We start from the raw sequence: 22,945 nt of genomic DNA, 5'->3' as shown, positions 1-22,945 counted from the left end.
GCTAATTTACGCGATACCAATGTTTGGCTCCAAACGCGGTGAGCAAAAGTCCGCCGATTTTTTCTATTTTCACGGTCATTTTTTGACACAAATCTGCCTTGCTCTTTCCGTATCGCCGATGAGATGCGTATCCAAATTTATATTATTGCGCTGCTCTTGAGCGCCATCATGTGGTCGATCTCGTTCGACGCGGCGCGTGAATCCTATCATGCTGCGCAAAGTGCGGGATTGATGCCGAACCTGCATCTCAACAAGCGGCTGGATCGCGTTCTTTAGATCGCGATCAGCGTGGAAATCATTGGCTTATTTGGCCGACGTCGCATTCCGGCCTTGCGGACCGGCGAACCTATTTTTCTTGTGAGTTGAGCCCTTCCAGAGAAAATCAAATTCCGTAAAATTTGACTTATCTGCTTAAAAGCCCTGCAAATACTGATGTATAGAGTGGTCTCATGAAAGCGACCGAAGCGTGGACAGACGCGTCGATCGTTTGGAGACGGGCGAAGTAAAGCCCGCCGATCCGCAAACGGGGACTTCGACATGCACAAAATTCTTGCCGCCATGGCTTTCACTCTGACCATCACCGGCGCTGCCGGCCCGGCGCTCGCCATCGGCCCCGCCAGCCTTGGCCGCGACCTGATGTACACCTCCGCCATAGGCCATTCACCCGAGATTCCTTTGACGACACGCGCCGGTTTCGTGCGCCCGGGCGTTCCTTTCGTGCTGCGCAGCCCGGCTGAAATCGAGGGCGAGGGTTATCAGCTCAAGGCCTATTCGCAGAAGCTGACGGTTGTCGTCGACTATGTGTTTTCGAAGGCGGTCGACGCGGTTGAAGCGGTGACGTTTCTCCGCTGATATTCCGGGTCATAGGAAACACAATTCGGGTCGGCGCTGGGGGTTACCCAATTAGGCGTCGAGCTCGGCTCGTGCATCGAGATACCAGTCGACGAAGGCCTTGACGCCGATATCCAACGTCGTGTCCGGCTTGTAACCCGTCAGCGCGACGAGCAGATCCGGGGCTGCGAAGGTGCGCGGCACGTCACCCTTTTGCATCGCCAGCATCTTGCGGATGGCAGGACGGCCGAGCGCTTTCTCGACGGTCTCGACGAAATCCATCAGGCTGACCGGCTGGCCGCCGCCAATATTGACGACCCGAAAGGGCGCCTGGCGCGAAAGCGTTTCGATGGCCGCGTTGTCCAGACGGTTATCCTCATCAGGGGCAATTGCCGACAGCCTGACGATCCCCTCAACGAGATCATCGATATAGGTAAAGTCACGGCTCATATTGCCTTCGCCATAGATCTCGATCGGCTGGTCTTCGAGCATGTTCTTGGTGAATTTGAACAGCGCCATGTCGGGCCGGCCCCACGGGCCATAAACGGTGAAGAAGCGAAAGGCAGTGGTCGGAATTTTGTGCAGATGGGCATAACTATGCGCCATCAGCTCCATCGATTTCTTCGTCGCGGCATAGATGGTCAGCGGCTCGTCGGCGCGATCGGTCTCGTGAAAGGGAACGGTCGCATTGGCGCCATAGATCGATGATGTCGAGGCCAGCATCAGGTGACGGATTTCGACGCGCCGCGCGATTTCCATAATATTCCACGAGCCTTCGACGTTCGAACGAAGATAGGCCTCGGGATTTTCAAGACTATAGCGCACGCCGGCCTGGGCGGCGAGGTGGATCAGGATGTCGGGTTTGGCCGCAAGAACAGCCGCTTCCAGTGTTAGCCGGTCCTCCAGCATTGATATGACGGGTGTGAAGGTCGGAAACTGGGAGAGTGCCGCATGACGCATCTCCTTCAGCTTGACATTATAATAGGGAGTGAGGCCGTCGAAGCCTGTGACCTCATGCCCTTCTTGCAGCAGACGCCTGGCCAGATGAAAACCGATAAAGCCGGCGGTCCCGGTAATGAAGTAGCGCATTCCCACCTTCTCTTGGCTCCCTGCCGACGGCAAAAAGCCGATTCCGTATCATGTGACCCCTTACAGGATAAGAAGAGGCCGAGTCGATAGTTCTTTGAAAGAGAAGGCGGCGGCCACCCTTGCTGCGTCGTCGTCGGCCTATTCGCCGGCTGCCTTGCCGGATGACGGAGAGGTCGTCGATCTCATCTGAAGGCTAGCGGGGTCATCGGCCATTATGCTGCATTGCGACATGTGGGCCTGCATGTTATGGCCGGCCGGTCGGCTGCAAGCAGGTCAGGATCGATGAGAGAGATAATTTATTGGATTCTCTGTGCGTTTCTGACCGTTGCGATCGCGATCGTGTCTCTACGCTTTGTCACGAATTTCTGGCTGCTGTCCTTCCTCTATAGCTTTCAGGTTCATTTCGCCGTCCTCTTTGTTGCCGCCAGCCTTGTCATTCTGGCTGTCAGGGGACAGATCTACGGCTTCGTCCTTCTGTTTGCCTCGCTTCTTCTCATTGTTCACGGCGTCATCGCGCTGCGCGAGTTTTCGCAGGACGAGGCAGGCACGGACAGGCCGCCACTTTTTCGGCTGATGTCGTTCAATATCGCGATCGACAACTGGAAAAACTCGACTGCAATCACCGATATGGTGATTGCGTCGAATGCCGATGTCGTCAATTTGCTCGAAGCCAAGCCGCTAACGTTCCATCTGCAGCAACTGTTCAAGGCCTATCCCTATCACATCGGCTGCGATAGCGGGAAGGATACGTGCGATACGCTGGTTCTGTCGAAACGCCCGTTCGTCAGCCGACAGGTCGCAAGCATGGGCAGTCTGCGAAAAAACAGGCTGGTCATATCGAGCGTCGAGTTCGGCGGCGAAACCATCAATCTGGTTTCGGCGCACCTGACCAAACCCTATTTCGACGATTTCCAGATGACTGAATTGCAAGATCTCGCTAAAACGCTTGGATCGATCGACGGTCCTCTGGTGCTGTCAGGTGATTTCAACTCCTCGGTGATCGCCCCGAGCATCCAGGGTTTCCTGCGCGAGCAGAAGCTGAAGACGATCGTGCCGGAACCGGCAACATGGCCGGTCGGCGCCGGCTTGCTCGGGATCGCCATCGATCACATATTTGCGCGTGCGCCGCTTCATCTGACATCGCTGAAACGTCTCGATGACAGTCTTGGCTCGAACCATTCAGGCCTGATCGCCGAATTCGTCCTCGACAAGGGCGGCGAAACCTCACCGGCAAAATAAGCTTGCCGGCGAAAGTCAAAATTTCGTTCTGCCGCCTTTTTTGTCGATCATCTGAAATTTCTCGCCGTCGGTCTTCACGCTGACGCAGTCGGTCGACTTGTTGGGAAACCGGACGCACACTTGGCCATTGGTTATTTTATAGCCGTTGGCGTTGCCTTTGCGATATTCGTAACCGTTGCTGCTTTCTTTCAGTTCCGACGTGCCGGGCAGGTGCTCGCGAATTTCAGCTTCGCTTGCGGTTCGCATCTTTGCGGTTTCGGCAAACGCCATTCCCGGTACCATGATTGAAAGAAATCCGGCGAGGGCGGGCAAGATGCGCATCAGGGAGATATCTCCAGTCATGTCTTTCGGTACGCCCATTCTACGAGAATTCCGATAGCGAATTCAACAGCGATGGCGGTCGTGCCGGAGAAGCGTCCAATTGTTTGGACGCGCCCCATCGTTTTGGCTGCGACTTTACGTTCTTCCGAACTCATCGACGATGCGGATGATGTCGTCCTCGCCGAGATAGGAGCCCGTCTGCACTTCGATCAGTTCGAGGAGGATCTTGCCGGGGTTGGCCAGACGATGGACTTCGCCGAGCGGAATATAGACGCTCTCGTTTTCGCGCAGCATCCGCACGGTCTCGCCGACCGTCACCTCGGCGGTTCCCTTGACGACGACCCAGTGTTCGGAGCGATGGTGGTGTTTTTGCAGCGAAAGCTTCTTGCCCGGCGTCACGAAGATGCGCTTCACCTGGAAGCGATCGCCGTTGAAGATCGAGGTATAGCCGCCCCAGGGACGATAGGATGTCGGGTGGGTTTCGGTGAATTTCGCCGTGGCGGAAGAGGAGGCCAGCATCTTGACCAATTGCCCGACATTCTGGCTGTCTTTGAGCGGTCCGACATAGACGGCGTCCTCGCTGGCAATGACGGCGACATCCTCCATGCCCTGGACGGCAAGATGCACGCCGTGGGTCATGACCAGCGAGTTGCGCGTGTTGACGACGGTGGTGTTTGCGGCGGCGACATTGCCGTTGTCGTCGCGGACGCCTGATTTCCAAACAGCATCCCAGCTTCCCATATCAGACCACTTGAACGGCGAGGGGACGACGGCGGCCTTGGAGGTCTTTTCCATGATCGCGTAGTCGATTGAGATATCGGGGCTCTTGGCGAAATGGTCGGCGTCGAGACGGGTAAAGTCGAGGTCGCGGCTTGCCTTGGAAACGGCCTTGCTCGCTGCCTTCAGCACATCGGGCGCATATTCCTGCAGTTCGTCGATGAGTTCCGCCACCGGGAACATGAAGATGCCGGAGTTCCAATAGAAGCCGCCGTCGGCAAGCATCTGCTCGGCCTTTTCCAATGCCGGTTTTTCCACAAAACGGCTGACCTTGTGGGCGCCGTTTCCGAGCGCATCACCGATCTCGATATAGCCGTAACCGGTCGCCGGCTCGGTGGGGCTGATGCCGAAGGTGACGAGCTTGCCGTCGGCTGCGGCATTCCGGGCGATGCGGATGCAATCGAAATAGCTGTCGTCGGCGAGGATCTCGTGATCGGAGGCGAGCATCTGGATGATGGTGCTCTTGCCGAAAAGCTCAGTGGCAAGTGTTGCAGCGGCGGCCACCGCTGCGGCGGTGTTGCGGGCGACCGGTTCAAGCAGCACCGCGGCGAGCGGGACGCCTAGCGTGCGGGCCTGCTCGGCGACCAGAAAGCGAAATTCCTCATTGGTGACGATGATCGGGGCCTCATAGAGCTCCGGGTTGGAAACGCGTTCGAGCGTCTCCTGAAACAGCGTCTTGTTGCCGACGAACTGGATGAACTGTTTCGGGGCGGTGGCACGGGAAAGCGGCCAGAGCCGCGTGCCTTTGCCGCCGGCCATGATCACGGGAACGATTTTCTGCGTCATAGGCGGGTTCCTTAAAAAAAGCTTGTTCGTGGCATGTTTTAGCGGGCGTCTGCCCAGTCCGTTATTTGGGTGAGCCCTGTCTTCAGCAGATCCAGGGCCGCAGTTTCGCTCCTGGCTTCGACGTAACAGCGCATTTCCGGCGCATTGCCGGAGGGGCGGAAATGCATGATCCTGCCGTCTCTCAGCGTCACGCGCAGTCCGTCGACGTCGGATTTCGTCGCTACTTCGCCGACCGGCTGCAGGAAGGCGGCAAGGTTTTCATTGGAGGCGCGCAGATGTTCCATCAGCGCAGCACTCGTCTCAACCGGAAAATTCTCCAGGCGATCGGCAGCGGCAAAGGGCAGGTGATAGGAGGCGGCAATGGCCGAGAGCGGCTGCCGGCGAACGGCGGCCAGCGACAGGATCGCGAGCATCGGGAGAAAACAGTCGCGCGTCGGCAAGGCGCGTACATTTTGGCCGTTGATATCGAAAGGGGTTGCGGTCAGCAGCCCGCCATTGGCCTCAAAGCCCATGACATGATCCTCGCCGGCCGCCACGGCCTCTTCCATGGCCGCGATGACGAAGGGCGAGCCGACCCGAGTGCGCCTGACGGTGAACGAGCCCGCCGCCTCGATGCCGGAATTGGAGGTAACCGGTGTCACCACCGTGCCGGCGCCGAGAAAATTGGCTGCGACAAGGCCGAGAAGGTCGCCGCGCAACGGCGTGCCGGTTTCGTCGGTGACCAGCGGGCGGTCACCGTCGCCATCGGTCGAGACGATCGCATCGAATTTATGCTCGGACACCCAGTGCTTCATCAGTGTCACCGTCTCCTCGGAAACGGCTTCGGTGTCGACGGGAATGAAACTCTCCGAACGCCCGAGAGCGGTGATCTCGGCGCCGTAATGGGCGAGAATGTCAACCAGCAGGTCGCGGGCGACGGTGCTGTGCTGGTAGACGCCGATCTTCAGACCGGATAGCGCGCCTTGCGGCAGCAGGGCGGCATTGCGTTGGAAAAAGAGCTGCCGGCAGATCGCTTCATGATCTTCGGTCATGGCCGGTGCCTCTGCAACGGGCTCGCCTGTTCGTTCGATCTCGGCCGCCGATGTGGTGATATGAGCCTCGTCCGATTTGTCGATCTCGCCGTCCGGGCGATAGAACTTGATGCCGTTGCGGTCCGCCGGAATATGCGAACCGGTGACCATCAGACATGCCGCGATGCTCTCGAGACCATAGAGGGCAAGGGCGGGCGTCGGGACATTGCCGCAGTCGAATACCCGGAAGCCGAGCGTGGCGAGTGCGCCGGCACAATTTCCCGAAATATCGGGGCTTGAATCGCGAAAATCGCGGCCGATCAGAATGGCATCGCCGACCTTCGCCTTGCCGGTCTGCAGCAGATATTTGCCGAACGCCGTCGCATAAAGCGCAGAAGCGCGTCCCTTGAGATCCACTGAAAGTCCGCGAAGGCCGCTCGTGCCGAATTTCATTTGAAGACATGTCCCCGGTTTATGATCAAGGTTCTACTCAGGCCGCCTGCCGGCGTAAATACCGAAGACGTCATATAGTTAAACACGGACAACCGTGCCTCGGACAGCCTCTCGCAATCTTCTCTCGCCTATCCCAAAGGCGTAGACCCATTGCCGAGCGGGCAGGCATTGCAGCGTAGATCGATTTTGTTAGAACCGTGTGTCCGTTGTTTCGTCATATGCGAAGGGTTTGCTGGATGAGCGATACGTCAGTCAGTCTCGAAGAGAGCTGGAAGGCCGCCTTGGCGGCGGAGTTCTCCAGCCCCTATATGCAGCAACTCAAATCCTTTCTTGTGACGCAAAAGCAGGCCGGTAAACGGATTTTCCCCCGCGGCAGCGAGTATTTCCGCGCCCTCGACCTGACGCCGATCTCCAGCGTCAAGGTCGTCATTCTCGGCCAGGATCCCTATCACGGGTTGGGGCAAGCCCATGGGCTGTGCTTCAGCGTGCGGCCGGGCGTTCGCATCCCGCCGTCCCTCGTCAATATCTACAAGGAGATGCAGACGGATCTCGGCATCGCGCCAGCGCGTCACGGTTTTCTCGAACATTGGGCAAGACAGGGCGTGCTGCTGCTAAACAGCGTGCTGACCGTCGAGGAAGGGCAGGCTGCGGCCCATCAGGGCAAGGGGTGGGAGCGCTTCACCGACGCCGTCATCCGCAAAATCAACGACGAATGCGAATCCGTCGTCTTCATGCTCTGGGGCTCTTATGCCCAGCGCAAAGCCGCCTTCGTCGATACGACGCGGCATCTCGTGCTCAGGGCGCCGCATCCCTCGCCGCTTTCGGCTCATAGCGGGTTTTTCGGCTGCGGGCATTTTTCGAAGGCGAATGGCTTCCTGCAATCGCGGGGACGCGAGCCGATCGACTGGCAATTGCCGGTCGATCCCCACGATGCCGAACTGTGAACGCGCGGCGGTCTTTGTTCACTAAAAGAAGACAATGCGTTTTGGTATACGGGTCTGTTCGCAGTGAGCCTCAGCGCGCATCTTAGCCTCATCGAAAGCCCGCGGACCGCGGGCAAGAAAGGGGTCTCACATGCTCGATCAGATCAAGGGTCTGCACCACGTCACGTCAATGGCGGAGGACGCCCGTACCAACAACCAGTTCTTCACCAATGCGCTTGGCTTGCGCCGCGTCAAGAAGACGGTGAACTTCGACGCACCTGACGTCTATCATCTCTATTATGGTGATGAGACCGGTGCGCCGGGCACTGTCATGACCTATTTCCCATTCCCGAAGATGGCGCAGGGCCGTCCGGGCACAGGGGAGGTCGGCACGACGGTGTTTTCCGTTCCGCAAGGCTCGCTTGGCTTCTGGAGCGATCGTTTCAGCACGTTGAACATCGGCGGGCTGAAGGCCGAGGAAAGCTTCGGCGAGAAACGCCTGAATTTTTCCGGCCCCGACGGTGACGGTTTTGCGCTCGTCGAGGTCAGGGACGATGCCCGTCAAGCCTGGACACATGCCGGCATCAGCGAAGACCACGCCATTCGCGGCTTCCATTCCGTCGCCATGCGCCTGCGGGATGAAGGCGCCACCGCCGAACTCCTGAAGTTCATGGGCTACGAGGTCGGCGAGGAACGGGACGGCGTCAAGCGGCTGATCAAGCCTGACGGCAACGGCGCGCATCTCATCGATCTCGAGACCATGCCGAATATTGCCCGCGCTCTTCCGGGCGCCGGTTCCGTCCACCACGTCGCCTTCGCCGTCGAAAATCGCGAGAAGCAACTCGAAGTGCGCAAGGCGCTGATGGACACCGGCTATCAGGTTACCCCGGTGATCGACCGCGATTATTTCTGGGCGATCTATTTCCGCACGCCGGGCGGTGTGCTGTTCGAGGTCGCGACCAATGAGCCGGGCTTTGACCGCGATGAGGATACGGCCCACCTCGGCGAAGCTCTGAAACTGCCGCAGCAGCACGCCCATCTTCGCGCGCTGCTCGAGCAACACCTGCAGCCGCTCGAAGCGTAAGGAGAGGCGACATGACCGAAGCTGGATATGTGCACCGGCTGCATGCCGGTGCACCTGATAAACCCATTCTGCTGGTGTTGCACGGCACCGGTGGCGACGAGAACCAGTTCTTCGATTTCGGCCGACGCCTGCTGCCCGAAGCGACGGTTGTCTCGCCGCGCGGCGACGTTTCCGAACATGGCGCGGCGCGGTTCTTCCGGCGCACCGGGGAGGGGGTCTACGACATGGCCGACCTTTCACGGGCGACGGAGAAGATGGCCGCTTATGTCAGGGCATTGGCTGAGGCGCACCAGGCTTCCCAGATTCTCGGCCTGGGTTTTTCGAACGGCGCAAACATTCTTGCCAATGTGCTGATCGAGAAGGGTATCTTCGATGCTGCGGTTTTGATGCACCCGCTCATTCCGTTTCAGCCCGAAGCCCAGGCAACGCTCGCGGGGAGAAAGGTGCTGGTGACGGCCGGCCAGCGGGATCCGATCGCTTCTGTCCCCGTGACCGAGGCGCTGTCGGAGCATCTGAAAGATCGCGGGGCTGATGTCAGGACGGTATGGCATCCCGGCGGCCATGAGATTACGCCGCTCGAGATCAATGCAGTTCGCGATTTCTTCAGTGGCTATTGATGGAATGTGCCGCTACGCGGTGGTGCTGATTGCGGGGCCGGTAAATGCCGGTCCCGCATCTCGGCTGAGATGATAGATCCTTAGGGACGGGGAGGATATTTACCTCTGATTGCCGTCATATAAAAATTTCCCGGGGATTCCGCCATCGTCAATCCGACGACGACGCCCTTGGGGACGCCTTCATATTCTCGCCTCTGACCGTTTGTCAGATAGACCCGTAGATGCCGGCTGTCTTCGTCGTAGGTGATCGCCTCGATAAGTTTCGAATCAACCGCAGTTTCCACTTCGCACCCCGCAGTTTTTGATCTGAGATTTGGTGAAGGATGTCATTCACGCTGCAATGCGCCATCATTATGCGGCGCCGCGGCAGCGTCAAGCACGATAATCTTAAGCGTTTATTTTTTTACGTCGGCTCTCGCTATAGTTGATTTTTGCAGCTTTTCAGGCGGCATTGCCTGTGGAAATCCGATTGCCAGAAGTTCTCTCGCTTGGAGAGCCGGTGATTGACACAGCCGCTTACGGAACCAGTAATTTGATTTAACGCTGAATTAACCATCGCATACCAAAATGCTGCGCAATAATAGCCGTGACGCCTTCTAAAATGACCGACTACAACTGGCGTTTCTAGCAGGCGCGTCGCGTGAGCGGCGAACGGGTGCCTCGGAAAGCCGATCTGCAAAGGTGGCGATGTGAGGATTGATTCGATGCGAAGGTGCGGTGTCCCGTGCGGAGGAGGCGGTTTCGGCAGCGATGGAGGCGCCAACTCGGCCCAGCCGGCGCAGCAAATAGCGACGGATTATTTCGTTTCGAATATCGCAACCGGTTCCGGTTACAATTTCCAAAAGGCCGTGATCAGGCCTACTTCTTTTTGAACACTGAGCTTCATCCCACGCAGGGATGGATAAGGAATGGAGCTTATCCGATAGCCTCGTGTGCTATCGGATCGCATAAACGGGTTACATGTTTAACTATCTCGGGCCGTGGCGACGACAGATACCGATACTGGCCGCTAACCGCAAAGGGCGCGCTCGGCTGACGTTTGCCGAAGGCGACTTCGCTGCGGTGTACGCGATGAGCGATGTTCACGGATGTTATAACGAGCTTGTCGAGGCGCATCGCCGCATCGAGGACGACGCCGCGCGTATTCAGGGGCCGAAACTTATCCTCTTGCTCGGCGATTATGTCGACCGCGGGCCTGATTCGAGCGCGGTGCTGGAGTTCCTGAGCAAGACCCCGCCGCCGGGATTTCAGCGCTTCGCGCTGTGCGGCAATCACGACGCGGAGCTGGTGAAGCTTTATCGCAAACCGGCGCGCATTCTTGAATGGCTGGGTTTTGCCGGGACGGAGACCTTGCATTCATACGGTATCGATATCGAGCATCTGCTGCAGTCGGCGGCCGGAAGCGAAATGATTGCCCGCGTCATTCGCAACATGATCCCCGAGCGTCACATCGAATTCCTCGAATCGCTGCCGATCATGCTGCGGATGGGAAGGGTGGTCTTCGTCCATGCCGGCGTCAAACCGGGCATCGACCTCAAGAAGCAGAAAGACAGCGATCTGATGTGGATCCGTCAACCCTTCCTGGATGAAGGACCGCAGCTTCCCGTCCTCGTCATCCATGGGCATACCCCGGCACGAATCCCGACATTCGGCCCGCAACGAATCGGTATCGACACCGCGGTTTCGGCAACGGGCCGGCTGACCGTGCTGACGATAAAAGGGACGCGGGTCGGGATCCTCAATTAGATCTGCAGGCGTGACCCGACCATTCAGGCTTTCGGCGCGGTACTCCAAAAACCAAACGCCGCGGGATTTTGCTCCGCGGCGTCAGGACAATTACCGGTTCATCGGAACCTGTCAGGCGTTTGTCGATTCCTGATAGAGATTGGTGCCGATGCCCGTATAGGTAAAGCCGTGTTTGCGAACCTCGTCGCTGCGGTAGATATTGCGCAGGTCGACCAGGACCGGGGCGCGCATCGACTGCTTCAGGCGATTGAAATCGAGTGCGCGGAACTGGTTCCATTCGGTGACGATGACGAGCGCATCCGCACCAGCGGCCGCTTCATAGGGACCGCTCGCATATTCGATGTTCTCGATCACCTTGCGGGCATTCTCCATGCCCTCGGGATCGTAGCCGACCACCTGGGCGCCGGCGTCCTGCAAGGTCTGGATGACGGCAATCGCCGGGCTGTCGCGCATGTCGTCGGTGTTCGGCTTGAAGGTCAGGCCGAGGATGGCAATCTTCTTGCCGCGAATATCACCGCCGACGGCCGAAATGACCTTGCGTCCCATCGCCCGCTTGCGGTTGTCGTTGATCGAAATCGTCGTCTCGATGAGACGGACCGGCGCGTCGAAATCCTGCGCCGTCTTGGCAAGAGCAAGCGTATCCTTGGGGAAGCACGAGCCGCCGTAACCTGGCCCTGCATGCAGGAATTTGGCGCCGATACGGCCATCGAGACCGATGCCGCGCGAAACGTCCTGGACGTTTGCGTCGACCCGCTCGCAGAGATCGGCAATCTCGTTGATGAAGGTAATCTTCATGGCGAGGAATGCATTGGCCGCGTATTTGATCAGTTCCGACGTGCGGCGGGTGGTGAAGACCAGGGGTGCCTGGTTGAGATAAAGCGGCCGATAGACCTCGGTCATGGTTTCGCGCGCCCGATCGTCATTCAGCCCGATGACGATACGGTCGGGACGCTTGAAATCTTCGATCGCCGCGCCTTCGCGCAGGAACTCCGGATTGGAAACGACGGCGACATCCGCCGCAGGATTGGTTTCGCGCATGATGCGCTCGACTTCGTCGCCGGTGCCGACCGGCACCGTCGACTTGGTGACGATAACGGTGAAGCCTTCCACGTAAGTCGCTATTTCGCGCGCAGCGGCGTAGACATAGGAAAGATCCGCGTGGCCGTCGCCGCGCCGCGATGGTGTGCCGACCGCGATAAACACGACATCGGCGCTGCGGACGCTTTCGCCGACATCCGTCGAAAACGACAGGCGGCCAGTGCTGGTATTTTCGGCGACCAATTGCTCCAGACCCGGCTCGAAGATCGGAATGCGGCCGTCGCGAAGGGCTTCGATCTTACTCAGATCCTTGTCGACGCAGATGACGTCGTGGCCGAAATCCGCAAAGCAAACGCCTGAAACGAGGCCGACATAGCCTGATCCAATCATCGTGATGCGCATATTTCCCTCAAATCATTAGAGTAGAACGTCATGCTGCGTCGCAGCATGGCGACCGTCATACTTAATCTGGGCGAAAAGACAATATCGAAGATCGCTTGATACCCACACCGGAGATCGAACTTGGAGCACTGCAGCTTTCTGTCGGCGGCCCCGTCGATGCCAAAAAACATAGGTCTGTGGGGGCAATATGACAAGTCGAGCCGTTCGTCAGAGCGGCTCGACTTCGATCTCGAAGAAGGTGCGTTCAGTTTATTTTGGCGCGCCCGCGGTCACAGCCGATACCAGACATAGGGATCTGTTCCCGATTGAATCTTGTCCCAGCGCAAATCTGTGTCCCGCCAGTTCTTGATGCTGCTTTGCCTGTTGTCGAGCACGAGGTCGCCCTTGTCGGTCCTGACCACCAGGACGGCATGCCCTTCACCGGAGGGTGTAAATGCCGTCGCGATTCGCAAAGCGCGTGACGACCAGCCCATCGCGATCAGCCGGCTGCGCTTGGTGAGTGCGAAATCTTCGCAGTCGCCGCTACGGACATTCACCTTCCAGACATCACCGTTCAATTCGGTGCGGGAATCGTTTCGGCCGATCATCGTACGATTGACGGTGCCGTTCACGTTCTTCAACTGCAGCATTTGCTCATCGGTGAGCGCGACGACCGACAGACCGTTGTTGTCTCGGCATTCGGACGGGTTCTGAGCACAGAACAACACCTGGGCGAAGGGCGGAATGATCTTGCCTTTTTCAGAGATATAGCTGACCGCCGAACTGCCGTTCAAACCTCGGGCGAAACCTGCTGGACCGGCGGCAAACGCCGAACAAGTACTACCCGCTGTAAGGGCCAGTGCCAGAAGTGTAACGAGTGTTTTCTTCATCTGTTAAATCCCCGTTCAGGGCAACCGATTGAGATCAGGCTTGCCTTTTTTCTCAGTCAATGGCATGGCGATTTCGTGATCTGCCAAGTATTGACTGCAGAACGTCTATCCCGTTCTTGCTGCTTGACGGAGCATAGCCGGGGCTTGTCTCGATTGGCTTAAGTCTTTCGGGACAATTTTAAACGATGTGAAATTCTGTTACACTTTAACACGCAAACCGTTGATATGCAACTTATGTTAGTACGTGTATATTAACCGCTCGGGTTGTAATCCTGCCATTGCCGCTCGCTGGCGAAGAGATCGAATGTTATCCAACCTCATCAACAGGCAGGTCTTGCGAGAGGCTCTTCTCTTTGCCTTTATCGGCCTCGTTATACTGACGCTCATTCCGTTCGGAAGCGTCACGCCCTTTCCCTTTGCCTTTGCCGCGATCGGCATGTTTACCCTCGGTGCCATTTCGGCACTGCTGGTCGGAGAGCCAAGACAAAGCAGATGGGTTTTCAGCAGCGCTCTGTTGATACTCGTCGTGGTGACAGGCTGGGCGTTCATCCAGATCATCGAACTGCCTTCCAACTGGCTGGCAAATCCGGCCTGGAGTGCTGCGCGTGACCTGTCAGGTGTCGAGTACGCGGCAATCTCGGTCGAACCGGCCGACACGCTGGCGTCGATCCTGTCGGTGGCGCTGCCCTTCGTTACGTTCCTGACGGGGCTTCTGTTATGCGATACCGATCAGCGCGCGAGGAAAGTGTTGACCTTCCTCGGGCTTTCTGCGGGCGGCATTGCTGTTTTCTGCCTGCTGCAGTTTTCGCTGTTTCCCAAAATATTGATTGTCGTGGAGAAACACGCCTACCTCGACAGCCTCACCGCGGTCTTCGTCAATCGCAACACCGCCGCGACCTTCCTTGGGCTTGGAACGCTGCTGATGCTGACCCTGGTCAGAGACATTGCCCGTTCCTATACAAACCACCCGCCCGGCGAGCCAGGCCGAAACACTCTTGTCTTGAAATCGTGGGTCTACGTCCTGCTGTTGTGCGCCTGTTTCACCGCGCTGATGCTAACCCGCTCGCGCGCTGGGATATTTGCGACCTTTGTTGCCGCTCTCATCTATTTTCCGTGGCTTGTCATCAATTGGAACGCCTCGAGGCGACATTTAAGACCGGCGCCAAGATGGCATTCCATGCTGAAGCTCCTGTCGGCAATTGTTTTCGTCGTCCTGCTGCTGACGGTGTTTGCCGGTCAGGCGATTTTGCGCGCACAAGAGCGGCGGCTCGAGGATGATGATCGTTTCTGCATCCTGCCGGGCATATGGCGCGCCATCTCGGATCATTGGTTAACCGGGACCGGCCTTGGAACCTTCCGGACCGTATTTTCTGCCTACCGCGATCCGGCCTGCGGAATTTTCGGGATCTTTGATCGAGCGCACAATTTCTATCTCGAAGGATTTCTGGGGCTGGGGATCTTGTTTCCGATTGCGGCGATCCTAGTCTTCTCTGTCCTTGCCAGGGTGTTCTGGCAGGGGCTCGCTCAAAGGCGACGCCTCAGGCATTATGTTCTTCTCGGCCTGGCGGCGACGGTTTTGGTCGCTCTTCACGCGGCGGTCGATTTCTCGCTGCAAATACCGGGTTTCGCCGTATTTTTCTCCGCCTTCCTGAGTGCGGTTGTGGCGATTAGCCTTGGGCGCAACCATGGGGAGGCGGATGCGGCAATATGAGCTGGTTCTTTTAAATGGATGTTTTTTATGAAGGTTTTTCGAAAATGCCGATTGCGCGGGTACCGCGCTGTTGACTCTGAAACGGAAGAGATTTTATAGCGGGTCTAGCCTTTAGATTATTGTCGGCGCCAGAAGAGCCGGGATTGGGCCGTTTTCGCTTCCTTGAGGTGCTGGTCGTTGCCAGCTTGCCACAGTTAGAGAATGTTAATCGGCTTTCAGTGATTGTAGATCGGGGATTGTCTTGTATTTTGTCAGATTGCGGGGCAGTAGCTTCAGGGGCGTCAACACAGGTTATTCTATGGGTTGTTCTCGTATCGGTAGTACACGCGTCGCCATTGTTGTAGCGCTAACGACTATATTGGCAAGCTGCACCTCGTTGCCAAGATCCGGTCCCGATCACAAAGACGTTGATCGAGATGCGGCGGTGAAAGTGACAACGAAGGAGCGTCGTGTCGGAATCGACTACGCTCTCATTGATCTCAGCAAGAACGTTCTGACATATTTTACCGCTCCTCAGCCGACTTCATTCAAGGGGTTTGGTGGCGGCCGAGGCGGGGCGCCTGAAATTCCACTCGGTTTCGGTGACGTCGTTCAGGTCGCCATCTTCGAAGCTCAGTCCGGTGGTCTTTTCATTCCGTCCGATGCTGGTAGCCGACCCGGCAATTACATCTCTCTGCCGGAGCAGACCATCGATAGAAACGGAACGATCACAATCCCCTATGCGGGTCGGGTTCCGGCTGCCGGTCGCCTCAAGGAGACCGTGGAGCAGGACGTCGAGGATCGTCTGGCGAGCCGTGCGATCGAGCCGCAGGTGGTTATCACGACAACGACCAGTCGCTCCAGCCAGGTTGCTGTGCTCGGCGACGTCAATAATCCCCAGCGCGTCCAGATCAGCCCGGCCGGTGAGCGCGTTCTCGACGTTATTTCCGCAGCGGGCGGTTTGACGACCAACAATATCGAAACGAATGTGACGCTGCAGCGCCGCGGCAAGACTGCAACCGTCGCCTACAGCACGCTGCTGAAGAATCCGGTGGAAAATATCTATGTTGCGCCGGATGATACGATTTCGATCGACCATGAGCGCCGCACCTATCTTATGCTCGGCGCCGCAGGCACCAGTGGCCGCTTTGATTTCGAAGAGTCTGACCTGACCCTTGGAGAGGCAATTGCCAAGGCGGGCGGTCTGCGCGACGACCGCGCCGATCCGGCTCAGGTCCTGCTCTATCGCCTTGTTCCAAAGAAAACGGTTCAGGCGATGCACGTGGACACGACGAGATTTGCAGGCGAGACGGTTCCGGTGATCGTCCGCGCGAATCTTCGCGATCCGGCAACCTTGTTTGCCGTTCAGCAATTCAAGATGGAAGACAAGGATATTATCTATATTTCCAATTCGGACTCTGTTGAACTGGTCAAGTTCCTTGACATCGTAAACTCGGTATCGTCCACTGTATCCGGCGTGGCCGACGATGCGAAAGATACCCGCAACGCGGTCGAGGATCTCGGAAATTGATTGAAATAGGCAAGCCGGCATCGATCGCGAGTGATCGATGCCGGCGGCCTATATAGCGGATTTGATGAAGGACTGTGTTATGGCAAGGTCAGCTGTTTATCGTAAGCTTGCGTATAGCGGAATTGTCGTCGCGATGTTTGCCGGCATGACTTCGAGCGCCTTTGCGGCCGCTTGCCTGGGTCCGGCAAATCTGACTTCGGTCGATGTTACTGGTTTCACGGCTAACCCCGCGGTTCTGCTCGACATGTCCGATCCGTTGGTTCTGTCATCGCGTGTTCGCGCGCTGGTCGGCAGCAGCAACGACGCTTTGTCGCCGGTGATCGAGCAGGCCAAGAAGGCCGATGCCGCACAGATGGCGGCGATCGGCTCCGGTCTCGGACGGGCGGCAAACAGCTGCCAGGTGACGGACCCGCAGTTCAAGCTGGCGATCGAAAAGGCTGTCGCCGATGCGGCAAGTGCCGATCCCAACCTTGCGCCGTTGCTCGCCGCCTTTGCGAAGGTCCTCGCCGAAGGCGGTACTGCAGCGCTCGGCCCGGGTGGAAGTGCGTCTGCCGCAGCCGGCATCGGCAATACGGGGTCGATTGGGCAGACAGGTCCTGGATCGGATGATGGCACGCCCTTCGAGGGCGCCGCGACGACTGCCGGTTCGTTGGTCTCGAACGCCGGTGACGGCGATAACTCGTCCTCGACGACCACAAGGACATTCCTCACCGTAAATGGGGGAGGGCAGTCGTCCACCGACCCGACGGGATCGACCAGTCCGAGCACTCCCGTCATACAATAGCTGGAATTGCCCGTAGATCTTGGCGCTTGACGCCTTAGTTGGAGATCGAAATTGCTATCGCCAGATAAACTTACGCCACGTATCGACCCCTCCCGCGATACGGGAAACGAAGCTGACATCATCGATTTCGACAAGCTGATCGCCATTGCCCGGCGACAGTGGCGGATGGTCGCGGCCTGCGCTTTCGCCTTCGCCATTCTCGGCATTGTGTATGTGCTGACTTCTGTGCCGGTCTACACCGCCGACACAAGCGTGCTGATCGACCGCAGCGACAATCAGGTGATCAAGCAGCTGGCCGATTTCGGCCAGATGGACGATGACGAAGGTACTGTCCTCAGTCAGGTCGAGTTGTTGAAGTCCGACACGATCGCCTATGCCGTCGTCGATAAGCTGAAACTGGTCGACGACCCAGTGTTCAATGCACAGCGGAATTCGCTGTTTTCGGTCGCAACGCTGAAATCCCTGGTGAATTTCAGGTCATGGTTTGCCGATGACGCGGCAGTAGCGCCGGATCCGAAAATGCTGCGGCGGAACGCAGCAGAAACCGTGGCCGGCAATATCGATGTCGAGCGTGTCGGCAAATCCTACGTGCTCGATGTCAGTTATACCTCGCAGTCGCCGGATATGGCGCGTGAGATCGCAGCGGCCATTGCCGACGTCTATATGGTCGATAAACTCAATTCGAAATATGAGGCGACACGCCGCGCCGGGCAATGGCTGCAGGAGCGTATCGAAGAACTCCGGCAGCAGGCGCTGGATACCGACCTTGCGGTTCAGAAATTCCGCAGCGAGCATGGGCTTGTCGAAGCCGGAGCTGGCACGCTGATCAGCGAGCAGCAGCTTTCCGAGATAAACACGCAATTGATCAATGCCCAGGCCGAGACAGCGAAGGCAGAGGCAAAATATAACCGCGTCAAATCGATCATCGACGCCAAGCAGACCGATGCGATCGTCACAGATGTGCTCGACAGCTCCATTTCGAACGAATTGCGCAAGAAATATCTGGAGGCTTCCAAGCTCGAAACCGAAATTGAGGCGCGGCTCGGTCCCGATCACGTCCAGGCGGTTCGGCTTCGTGCCGAGATGGAAGAATATAAGAGACTCATGTTCGATGAGTTGAACCGCATCGCCGAGAGCTATCAAAGCGAGTTGCAGGTCGCGAAGTCCCGGGAAAATTCCTTGCGTGACAGCGTCACACAGGCGACGGGCGTTGCCGCGACGGCTGGCGAAACGCAGGTGCAGGTTCGCGAACTCGAGCGCACGCGCGACACCTACAAGAATCTTTATCAGAGCTTCCTGACGCGCTATCAGGAAGCAATTCAGCAGCAGAGTTTCCCGATCACGGCTGCCCGCATCATCACGATGGCGGAAACTCCAACGAAGCCGAGTGCGCCGAAGAGAGCCCTCGTCGTCGCTTTTGCGATGTTCCTCGGATGTGCGGTCGGAAGCGGCATAGGCGCTTTCCGGGAATTCCGGGATCGGTTCTTCCGCACCGGCGACGACATCAAGGAAGTACTCGATGTCGAGTCGCTGGGCGTCATGCCGCTGGTTGAAGATAACGTCGATGATCCCTCCCTCGTCGATCCGAGCAATCCGCGAAGCATCGCCAGAGGTAGCAAGACCACGACCTATGTCGAGGAGCACCCGCTCTCGGCGTTTGCCGAGACGCTTCGGAGCGCCAAGATCGCGATTGACCTCAGTGCGGCCGATCAGCGCTGCAAGGTCATCGGCGTGGTGTCGAGCCTGCCCGGAGAGGGGAAGTCGACGACTTCCATCAATTTTGCCAAGCTTCTAGCAATGCAGGGCGCCCGTTGCCTGCTTATCGACGGCGACATGCGGAATCCCGGTTCAACCCGGGCAATCGGCCGTCATGCGGAGGCCGGCTTGCTCGAGGCGATCGTCGATGGCCGTCCGCTCAAGGATCTGATCCTTCTCGATCCGAGAACCAAGCTTGCATTTCTGCCGACGGTTGCAAGGTATCGTGTCCCGCATTCCTCTGAGTTGCTCGCCTCACGCGGCATGGATCAGCTTCTCGAAACGGCGCGTCAAAGCTTCGACTACATTATTGTCGACCTGCCGCCCCTGGCGCCGGTTGTGGATGCGCGCGCCATCAACTCGAAGCTTGATGCGGTGGTTTTCGTTATCGAGTGGGGGAAAACATCGCGCAAGGTCGTGCAGTCCACCCTGCTGTCCGAGCCGGAACTCTATGCGAAATGCGTTGGTGCGATATTGACCAAGGTCGACCCGTCGCAGATGAAGCTTTACCGCACATTCGGCTCCAGCGAGTATTATTATAAGCGCTACTCGCGATACTACACTGAAAGCTGATGCTTCGCGGCCAGTTCGTTTCTGTTGCCAGGATTGCTTTCGTTGTTGTCACTGTCGTCTTTGCGATGCTGGCCGGTCGGGAGCTGTACGCTTCGATAAGAACGGCCAGCATCTCGATCGTCGCGGAAAGGATTGAGCGTGGTGATACCGTCGCGAATGACGTCACCGCCAAATACGCGGCGCGGACCGTCGCCGTGGTTGACGGACATTATTGCCGATCCGACATCGTGGCTCCTGGCGTTACTCTCGTCCTGGCGCACCTCGATCGGCAGAATATCAATGTCGACTATGACGCCTGGGCTGCGGCAGCATCGGGTGCCCGTCACTTTCTACAGCATGCGGTTTCGTGCATGCCAACGAACAGTAATTTTTGGCTTCGTCTCGCCGCCGTCCAGTCTGTGATTGCGGAAGAGCCGATTTCGATTGCCGGAATGATGAAGCGTTCGGTTGCTCTTGCGCCCTACGACGAGTCGATGGTTCTGACCCGGTTTTATTTCTGGAACGATTTTACTGACGCTACGCTTTCAGCGGCAAAGACTGCGCTCGATAGCGATCTCACGACAATGCTGAAACTTGGCGACCGTTGCAGGGTCAATGCCACCATTAAGGTCATCAGCCCACAACTTCGCCCCATCTTCGACCGAACCTGGGCGGGCGTTGGGGACGGAGCGACAGCGCGATTCCGACAGCGCTGCAGCAAGTAACCGTCGGCAGATTTCTGTGAGGACGGTTCGAGACTCAAGACGGCCATATACAAGGCTTGATGGGCAAAAACGCCCGCCGTTTGCGCGGCGGGCGTTGTTTATTGATCGGCTATATACGATCAGACGGTGGCGCCCGAGACAAAATCCGTGCCCGTGATATTGAGCGTCAGAACGCCGGCATCCGTGTGACCTTGGCCGTCGGAGATCTTATAATACTGGATGGTTTCCGTGACGTGCTCGCCCGGGGCGATATCTGCTGCCAGATCATAGGTGAATGAGCCGTCGGCCTTGACATGGAACGTGCCATAGGTGCCGGCGACGTCGGTGGTTGCGCTGGGGTTGCCGTTGACGTTCGTGCCCGCGAACTGGCGGAGGAAGAGATGTCCGTTGTCGCCGGGAATGTCGTTGTCGAGAGCATTGCCGCCGATGGGGCTGCCTTCGTTGAAGCTGTAGTGGTCGTCGACAGCGATCGGCTTAACCTGGGTGACGCCCTGAATATTCAGGGTGAACAGACCGACATCGGTATGACCGCTGCCGTCGGAGATCTTGTACGAGACCTTTTCCTGGAGCAATTCACCATTGGTGAAGTTGACCTTGGCAGCAGCGCTCAGAACATAGGTGTAGCTGCCGTCCGGCTTGACGAAGAAGGTGCCGTAGTCGCCCTGGATTTCAGTAACCTGGCTGTTGCCTTGCTTGGCGCCAACGCTCTGCTGGTCGAATGCGCGAAGGAACAGGTGGCCGTTGTCAGATGAATCGTTGCTCAGCAGGTTTCCCGAGATGACGTCGGTTTCCAGGAATGTTGCAGTATCGTCGGTTGCGTGAATAGCCATTGTTGTCTCTCCTTGAATTGATCTTCGCTGGCCAATTTAAACCTTAGCGGCGAGTAGGATTAAGGATATATTAATACAGAGAGTCAAGGCTGAGATTAACATGATATGAACATTAGAGTGCCCTATATGCAATAATGGCACACATACTATCGGAGTAATAGGATGCAACACCGGCATCTTGGTGCATTAATAATAAGTGAATACGCGGCGTAAACGCCGGGTTGCATATATTTCTTCGGAATGTGCAGAATTTTATTCTGAGGCAATCAATGAGAATACAGATATTCACTTCCACGTAGATGAAATTGTCAAATAATCACATTGAGCTAGCAATCTCTTTTGGTGATTTTGTCGCGTTGTCTCGATACCCATCTCACATCATATCAAGTTCATCACTGTCATTTCCATTGTAGGATATGCTGGGGAGAACCTTCGCAGTTGGGGCGGCATGATCACGGCAACCCGCCGGCTTACGCAAAATGGACTGCTATCGAACTTAAATTCTAGTAAAAATACATTTCTGTTGTGCGTTGCAACTTTTGCGCCCTGAAAAATACCTTAAGGACGAAGAAAGTACCTCCTGCGATCAAGAATATCGACAAATAGAAAGAATTTTAGTGTTTCATTTTAGCTGACGGAGAGAGAGGCGGGCTTAGAAGATTTCCATTACCTCCGGGAGATCAGAGCATGACCGTCTACTACGTGAATTCAGCGACTGGATCCGACCACAATAGCGGAACCGCGGAGAATTCGGCTTTTGCGACATTGTCCGCCGTCGAGTTCCTAAGGCTGAACCCCGGCGATAGTGTGCTGCTCGCTGCCGGAAGCGTGTTCAATGAGCAATTCGATTTGAAATATTCCGGAAGCGTCACTGCTCCGATCACGATCGGCAGCTACGGTCTTGGCGACGCACCGGTCATTCACAGCAGCAATGACGGTATCCACGGTTCCAAGGCCTCGAATATCGTTATCGAGAATATCAAGATCGCCGATACCGGCGCGAACGCGATATATGCAGGGAACGTGTCCAACTGGGTCGTGCGGAATGTCGAGGTGACGAATACGGGCCTTGCCGGAAAGCCGGGATCGGTCAGTTTCCAAAGCAGCCAGAACATCACCATCGAGAACAGCACGCTGACCGGCGTCCATTCCGATGGGATTTGGATGGAAAAGGTCAACGGCGTCACCTTGATCAACAACACCGTCACCAACGCCCAGGGCAGCGCGGCAGACGCCATTCAGCTCAACGACAGCAGCAACATTCTCGTCAAGGACAATCATCTGGAGCAAACGCAAACCAATAGCGCCAAGGGTGTCCTGGTGCTGATCCGAGCTCATGATGCCGTGGTCGAGGGTAACACGCTCATCGGCGGCGGCTTCGGCTTGAGTGCGCAGGCAGGCACCAATATAGCCATCCACGATAACAATATCTCGGGATATGGCGGCTACAGCTGGTCCTATGGCATCGGCCTTGGCGATCAGGGCGATGCGAAAAACTATGACATCAGCGGGAATTATATCCATGGCGGGGTGTATGGAGTTCTGGTCAGCGCCGCCGGCAACCCCGTCTATATTCGCGAGAATATCGATGTTCATGACAACGTCTTTGACGATCTGTCCTCTTCGGCGCTTAAGGTCGACCGGCCTGCGTCGGGCTCCTTCCATGATAATATTATAGACAGCGACGTATTGACGCTGACGATGCCGGCGGCGATCGCCGCGCAGAACACGTTCTTTGTTGGCGAGAACAAGACGTTCGAGCAAGCCCAGGCCGAGCTCGACAGCGCTGCCGGTAGCGCGAATGGCGGTACGCCGTCGAACCACGAGCAGGTGCCTGCCGAACCGGTGGTCGATCACCCTGCGGAATTGGCGGCGCCGCCGCAACATAGCACC

General features: G+C 57.2%; 21 protein-coding genes. 13 read left to right on the top strand and 8 right to left on the bottom strand.

Features of this window, described 5'->3' with window-relative positions; all coding sequences use genetic code 11:
- The first annotated feature begins 123 nt into the window (after positions 1–123).
- Both GR197_RS32095 and GR197_RS23640 read left to right on the top strand, forming a co-directional pair.
- Positions 124–276 (top strand): hypothetical protein, encoded by a 153-nt coding sequence (locus GR197_RS32095; RefSeq protein WP_204330362.1) that lies wholly within the window; start codon positions 124–126, stop codon positions 274–276.
- Between the two features lie 261 nt (positions 277–537).
- Positions 538–852: a hypothetical protein gene (locus GR197_RS23640; protein WP_164013937.1), complete on the top strand. Its 315-nt coding sequence runs from the start codon at positions 538–540 to the stop codon at positions 850–852.
- 51 nt (positions 853–903) lie between these two features.
- On the opposite strand, the gene GR197_RS23635 is transcribed toward GR197_RS23640, so the two are convergent.
- Complete coding sequence (locus tag GR197_RS23635) at positions 904–1,920, bottom strand: NAD-dependent epimerase/dehydratase family protein (protein WP_164013935.1); 1,017 nt, start codon at positions 1,918–1,920, stop codon at positions 904–906.
- 282 nt (positions 1,921–2,202) lie between these two features.
- On the opposite strand from GR197_RS23635, the gene GR197_RS23630 reads away from it, so the two are divergent.
- On the top strand, positions 2,203–3,159 hold the full coding sequence (locus GR197_RS23630) for an endonuclease/exonuclease/phosphatase family protein (RefSeq protein ID WP_164013932.1): 957 nt from the start codon (positions 2,203–2,205) through the stop codon (positions 3,157–3,159).
- 15 nt (positions 3,160–3,174) lie between these two features.
- Here GR197_RS23630 and GR197_RS23625 read toward each other — a convergent pair whose 3' ends face one another.
- From GR197_RS23625 to GR197_RS23615, 3 genes are all read right to left on the bottom strand, one after another.
- Positions 3,175–3,480, bottom strand: a complete 306-nt coding sequence (locus GR197_RS23625) for a hypothetical protein (RefSeq protein WP_164014133.1) — start codon at positions 3,478–3,480, stop codon at positions 3,175–3,177.
- Between the two features lie 135 nt (positions 3,481–3,615).
- Positions 3,616–5,043, bottom strand: coding sequence for a mannose-1-phosphate guanylyltransferase/mannose-6-phosphate isomerase (locus tag GR197_RS23620; RefSeq protein ID WP_164013929.1), 1,428 nt, complete (start codon positions 5,041–5,043; stop codon positions 3,616–3,618).
- A gap of 38 nt (positions 5,044–5,081) precedes the next feature.
- On the bottom strand, positions 5,082–6,506 hold the full coding sequence (locus GR197_RS23615) for a phosphomannomutase (RefSeq protein WP_164013927.1): 1,425 nt from the start codon (positions 6,504–6,506) through the stop codon (positions 5,082–5,084).
- A 236-nt stretch (positions 6,507–6,742) separates the two neighbouring features.
- Here GR197_RS23615 and ung point away from each other — a divergent pair, with 236 nt between their 5' ends.
- The 3 genes from ung (at position 6,743) to GR197_RS23600 (ending at position 9,130) form a co-directional block, all read left to right on the top strand.
- On the top strand, positions 6,743–7,450 hold the full coding sequence (gene ung / locus GR197_RS23610; RefSeq protein ID WP_164013925.1) for a uracil-DNA glycosylase: 708 nt from the start codon (positions 6,743–6,745) through the stop codon (positions 7,448–7,450).
- Between the two features lie 130 nt (positions 7,451–7,580).
- Positions 7,581–8,513 carry a VOC family protein gene (locus GR197_RS23605; RefSeq protein ID WP_164013923.1) on the top strand — a complete coding sequence of 311 codons (933 nt, stop codon included), beginning with the start codon at positions 7,581–7,583 and terminating at the stop codon, positions 8,511–8,513.
- 11 nt (positions 8,514–8,524) lie between these two features.
- Entirely contained in the window at positions 8,525–9,130 is a 606-nt protein-coding gene (locus tag GR197_RS23600) for an alpha/beta hydrolase (RefSeq protein WP_164013921.1), read from the top strand.
- An 80-nt stretch (positions 9,131–9,210) separates the two neighbouring features.
- Here GR197_RS23600 and GR197_RS23595 read toward each other — a convergent pair whose 3' ends face one another.
- Positions 9,211–9,414 (bottom strand): KTSC domain-containing protein, encoded by a 204-nt coding sequence (locus GR197_RS23595; RefSeq protein WP_007630795.1) that lies wholly within the window; start codon positions 9,412–9,414, stop codon positions 9,211–9,213.
- A 676-nt stretch (positions 9,415–10,090) separates the two neighbouring features.
- Between GR197_RS23595 and GR197_RS23590 the strand changes: the two genes are divergently transcribed.
- Positions 10,091–10,876 (top strand): metallophosphoesterase, encoded by a 786-nt coding sequence (locus GR197_RS23590; RefSeq protein WP_164013919.1) that lies wholly within the window; start codon positions 10,091–10,093, stop codon positions 10,874–10,876.
- A gap of 111 nt (positions 10,877–10,987) precedes the next feature.
- On the opposite strand, the gene GR197_RS23585 is transcribed toward GR197_RS23590, so the two are convergent.
- Positions 10,988–12,316 (bottom strand): UDP-glucose dehydrogenase family protein, encoded by a 1,329-nt coding sequence (locus GR197_RS23585; protein ID WP_164013917.1) that lies wholly within the window; start codon positions 12,314–12,316, stop codon positions 10,988–10,990.
- Positions 12,317–12,585: 269 nt separating this feature from the next.
- On the bottom strand, positions 12,586–13,185 hold the full coding sequence (locus GR197_RS23580; RefSeq protein ID WP_164013915.1) for a transglutaminase-like cysteine peptidase: 600 nt from the start codon (positions 13,183–13,185) through the stop codon (positions 12,586–12,588).
- Between the two features lie 304 nt (positions 13,186–13,489).
- Between GR197_RS23580 and GR197_RS23575 the strand changes: the two genes are divergently transcribed.
- The 5 genes from GR197_RS23575 to GR197_RS23555 all read left to right on the top strand — a co-directional run bounded on the left by GR197_RS23575 (position 13,490) and on the right by GR197_RS23555 (position 20,222).
- Positions 13,490–14,896, top strand: coding sequence for an O-antigen ligase family protein (locus GR197_RS23575; protein ID WP_164014131.1), 1,407 nt, complete (start codon positions 13,490–13,492; stop codon positions 14,894–14,896).
- A gap of 298 nt (positions 14,897–15,194) precedes the next feature.
- Positions 15,195–16,406 (top strand): polysaccharide biosynthesis/export family protein, encoded by a 1,212-nt coding sequence (locus GR197_RS23570; RefSeq protein ID WP_164014128.1) that lies wholly within the window; start codon positions 15,195–15,197, stop codon positions 16,404–16,406.
- 79 nt (positions 16,407–16,485) lie between these two features.
- Entirely contained in the window at positions 16,486–17,190 is a 705-nt protein-coding gene (locus tag GR197_RS23565; RefSeq protein ID WP_164013913.1) for a sugar transporter, read from the top strand.
- A 51-nt stretch (positions 17,191–17,241) separates the two neighbouring features.
- Positions 17,242–19,518, top strand: coding sequence for a polysaccharide biosynthesis tyrosine autokinase (locus GR197_RS23560; protein ID WP_164013911.1), 2,277 nt, complete (start codon positions 17,242–17,244; stop codon positions 19,516–19,518).
- The gene (locus GR197_RS23555; RefSeq protein WP_164013909.1) at positions 19,518–20,222 is read left to right on the top strand and encodes a hypothetical protein; all 705 of its coding nucleotides are present in this window, start codon (positions 19,518–19,520) and stop codon (positions 20,220–20,222) included. Before GR197_RS23560 ends, GR197_RS23555 begins: the two co-directional genes overlap by 1 nt.
- A gap of 119 nt (positions 20,223–20,341) precedes the next feature.
- On the opposite strand, the gene GR197_RS23550 is transcribed toward GR197_RS23555, so the two are convergent.
- Positions 20,342–21,052: an Ig-like domain-containing protein gene (locus GR197_RS23550; RefSeq protein WP_164013907.1), complete on the bottom strand. Its 711-nt coding sequence runs from the start codon at positions 21,050–21,052 to the stop codon at positions 20,342–20,344.
- 687 nt (positions 21,053–21,739) lie between these two features.
- Between GR197_RS23550 and GR197_RS23545 the strand changes: the two genes are divergently transcribed.
- Positions 21,740–22,945, top strand: a 1,206-nt coding sequence (locus GR197_RS23545; RefSeq protein ID WP_164013906.1) for a right-handed parallel beta-helix repeat-containing protein, incomplete at its 3' end; no start/stop codon positions are given.

This window comes from Rhizobium phaseoli (assembly GCF_010668805.1).
GTDB classification, from domain to species: domain Bacteria; phylum Pseudomonadota; class Alphaproteobacteria; order Rhizobiales; family Rhizobiaceae; genus Rhizobium; species Rhizobium phaseoli_A.
Note: the sequence above shows the minus strand (reverse complement) of the source record. Positions and strands in the feature narration are given on the sequence as shown.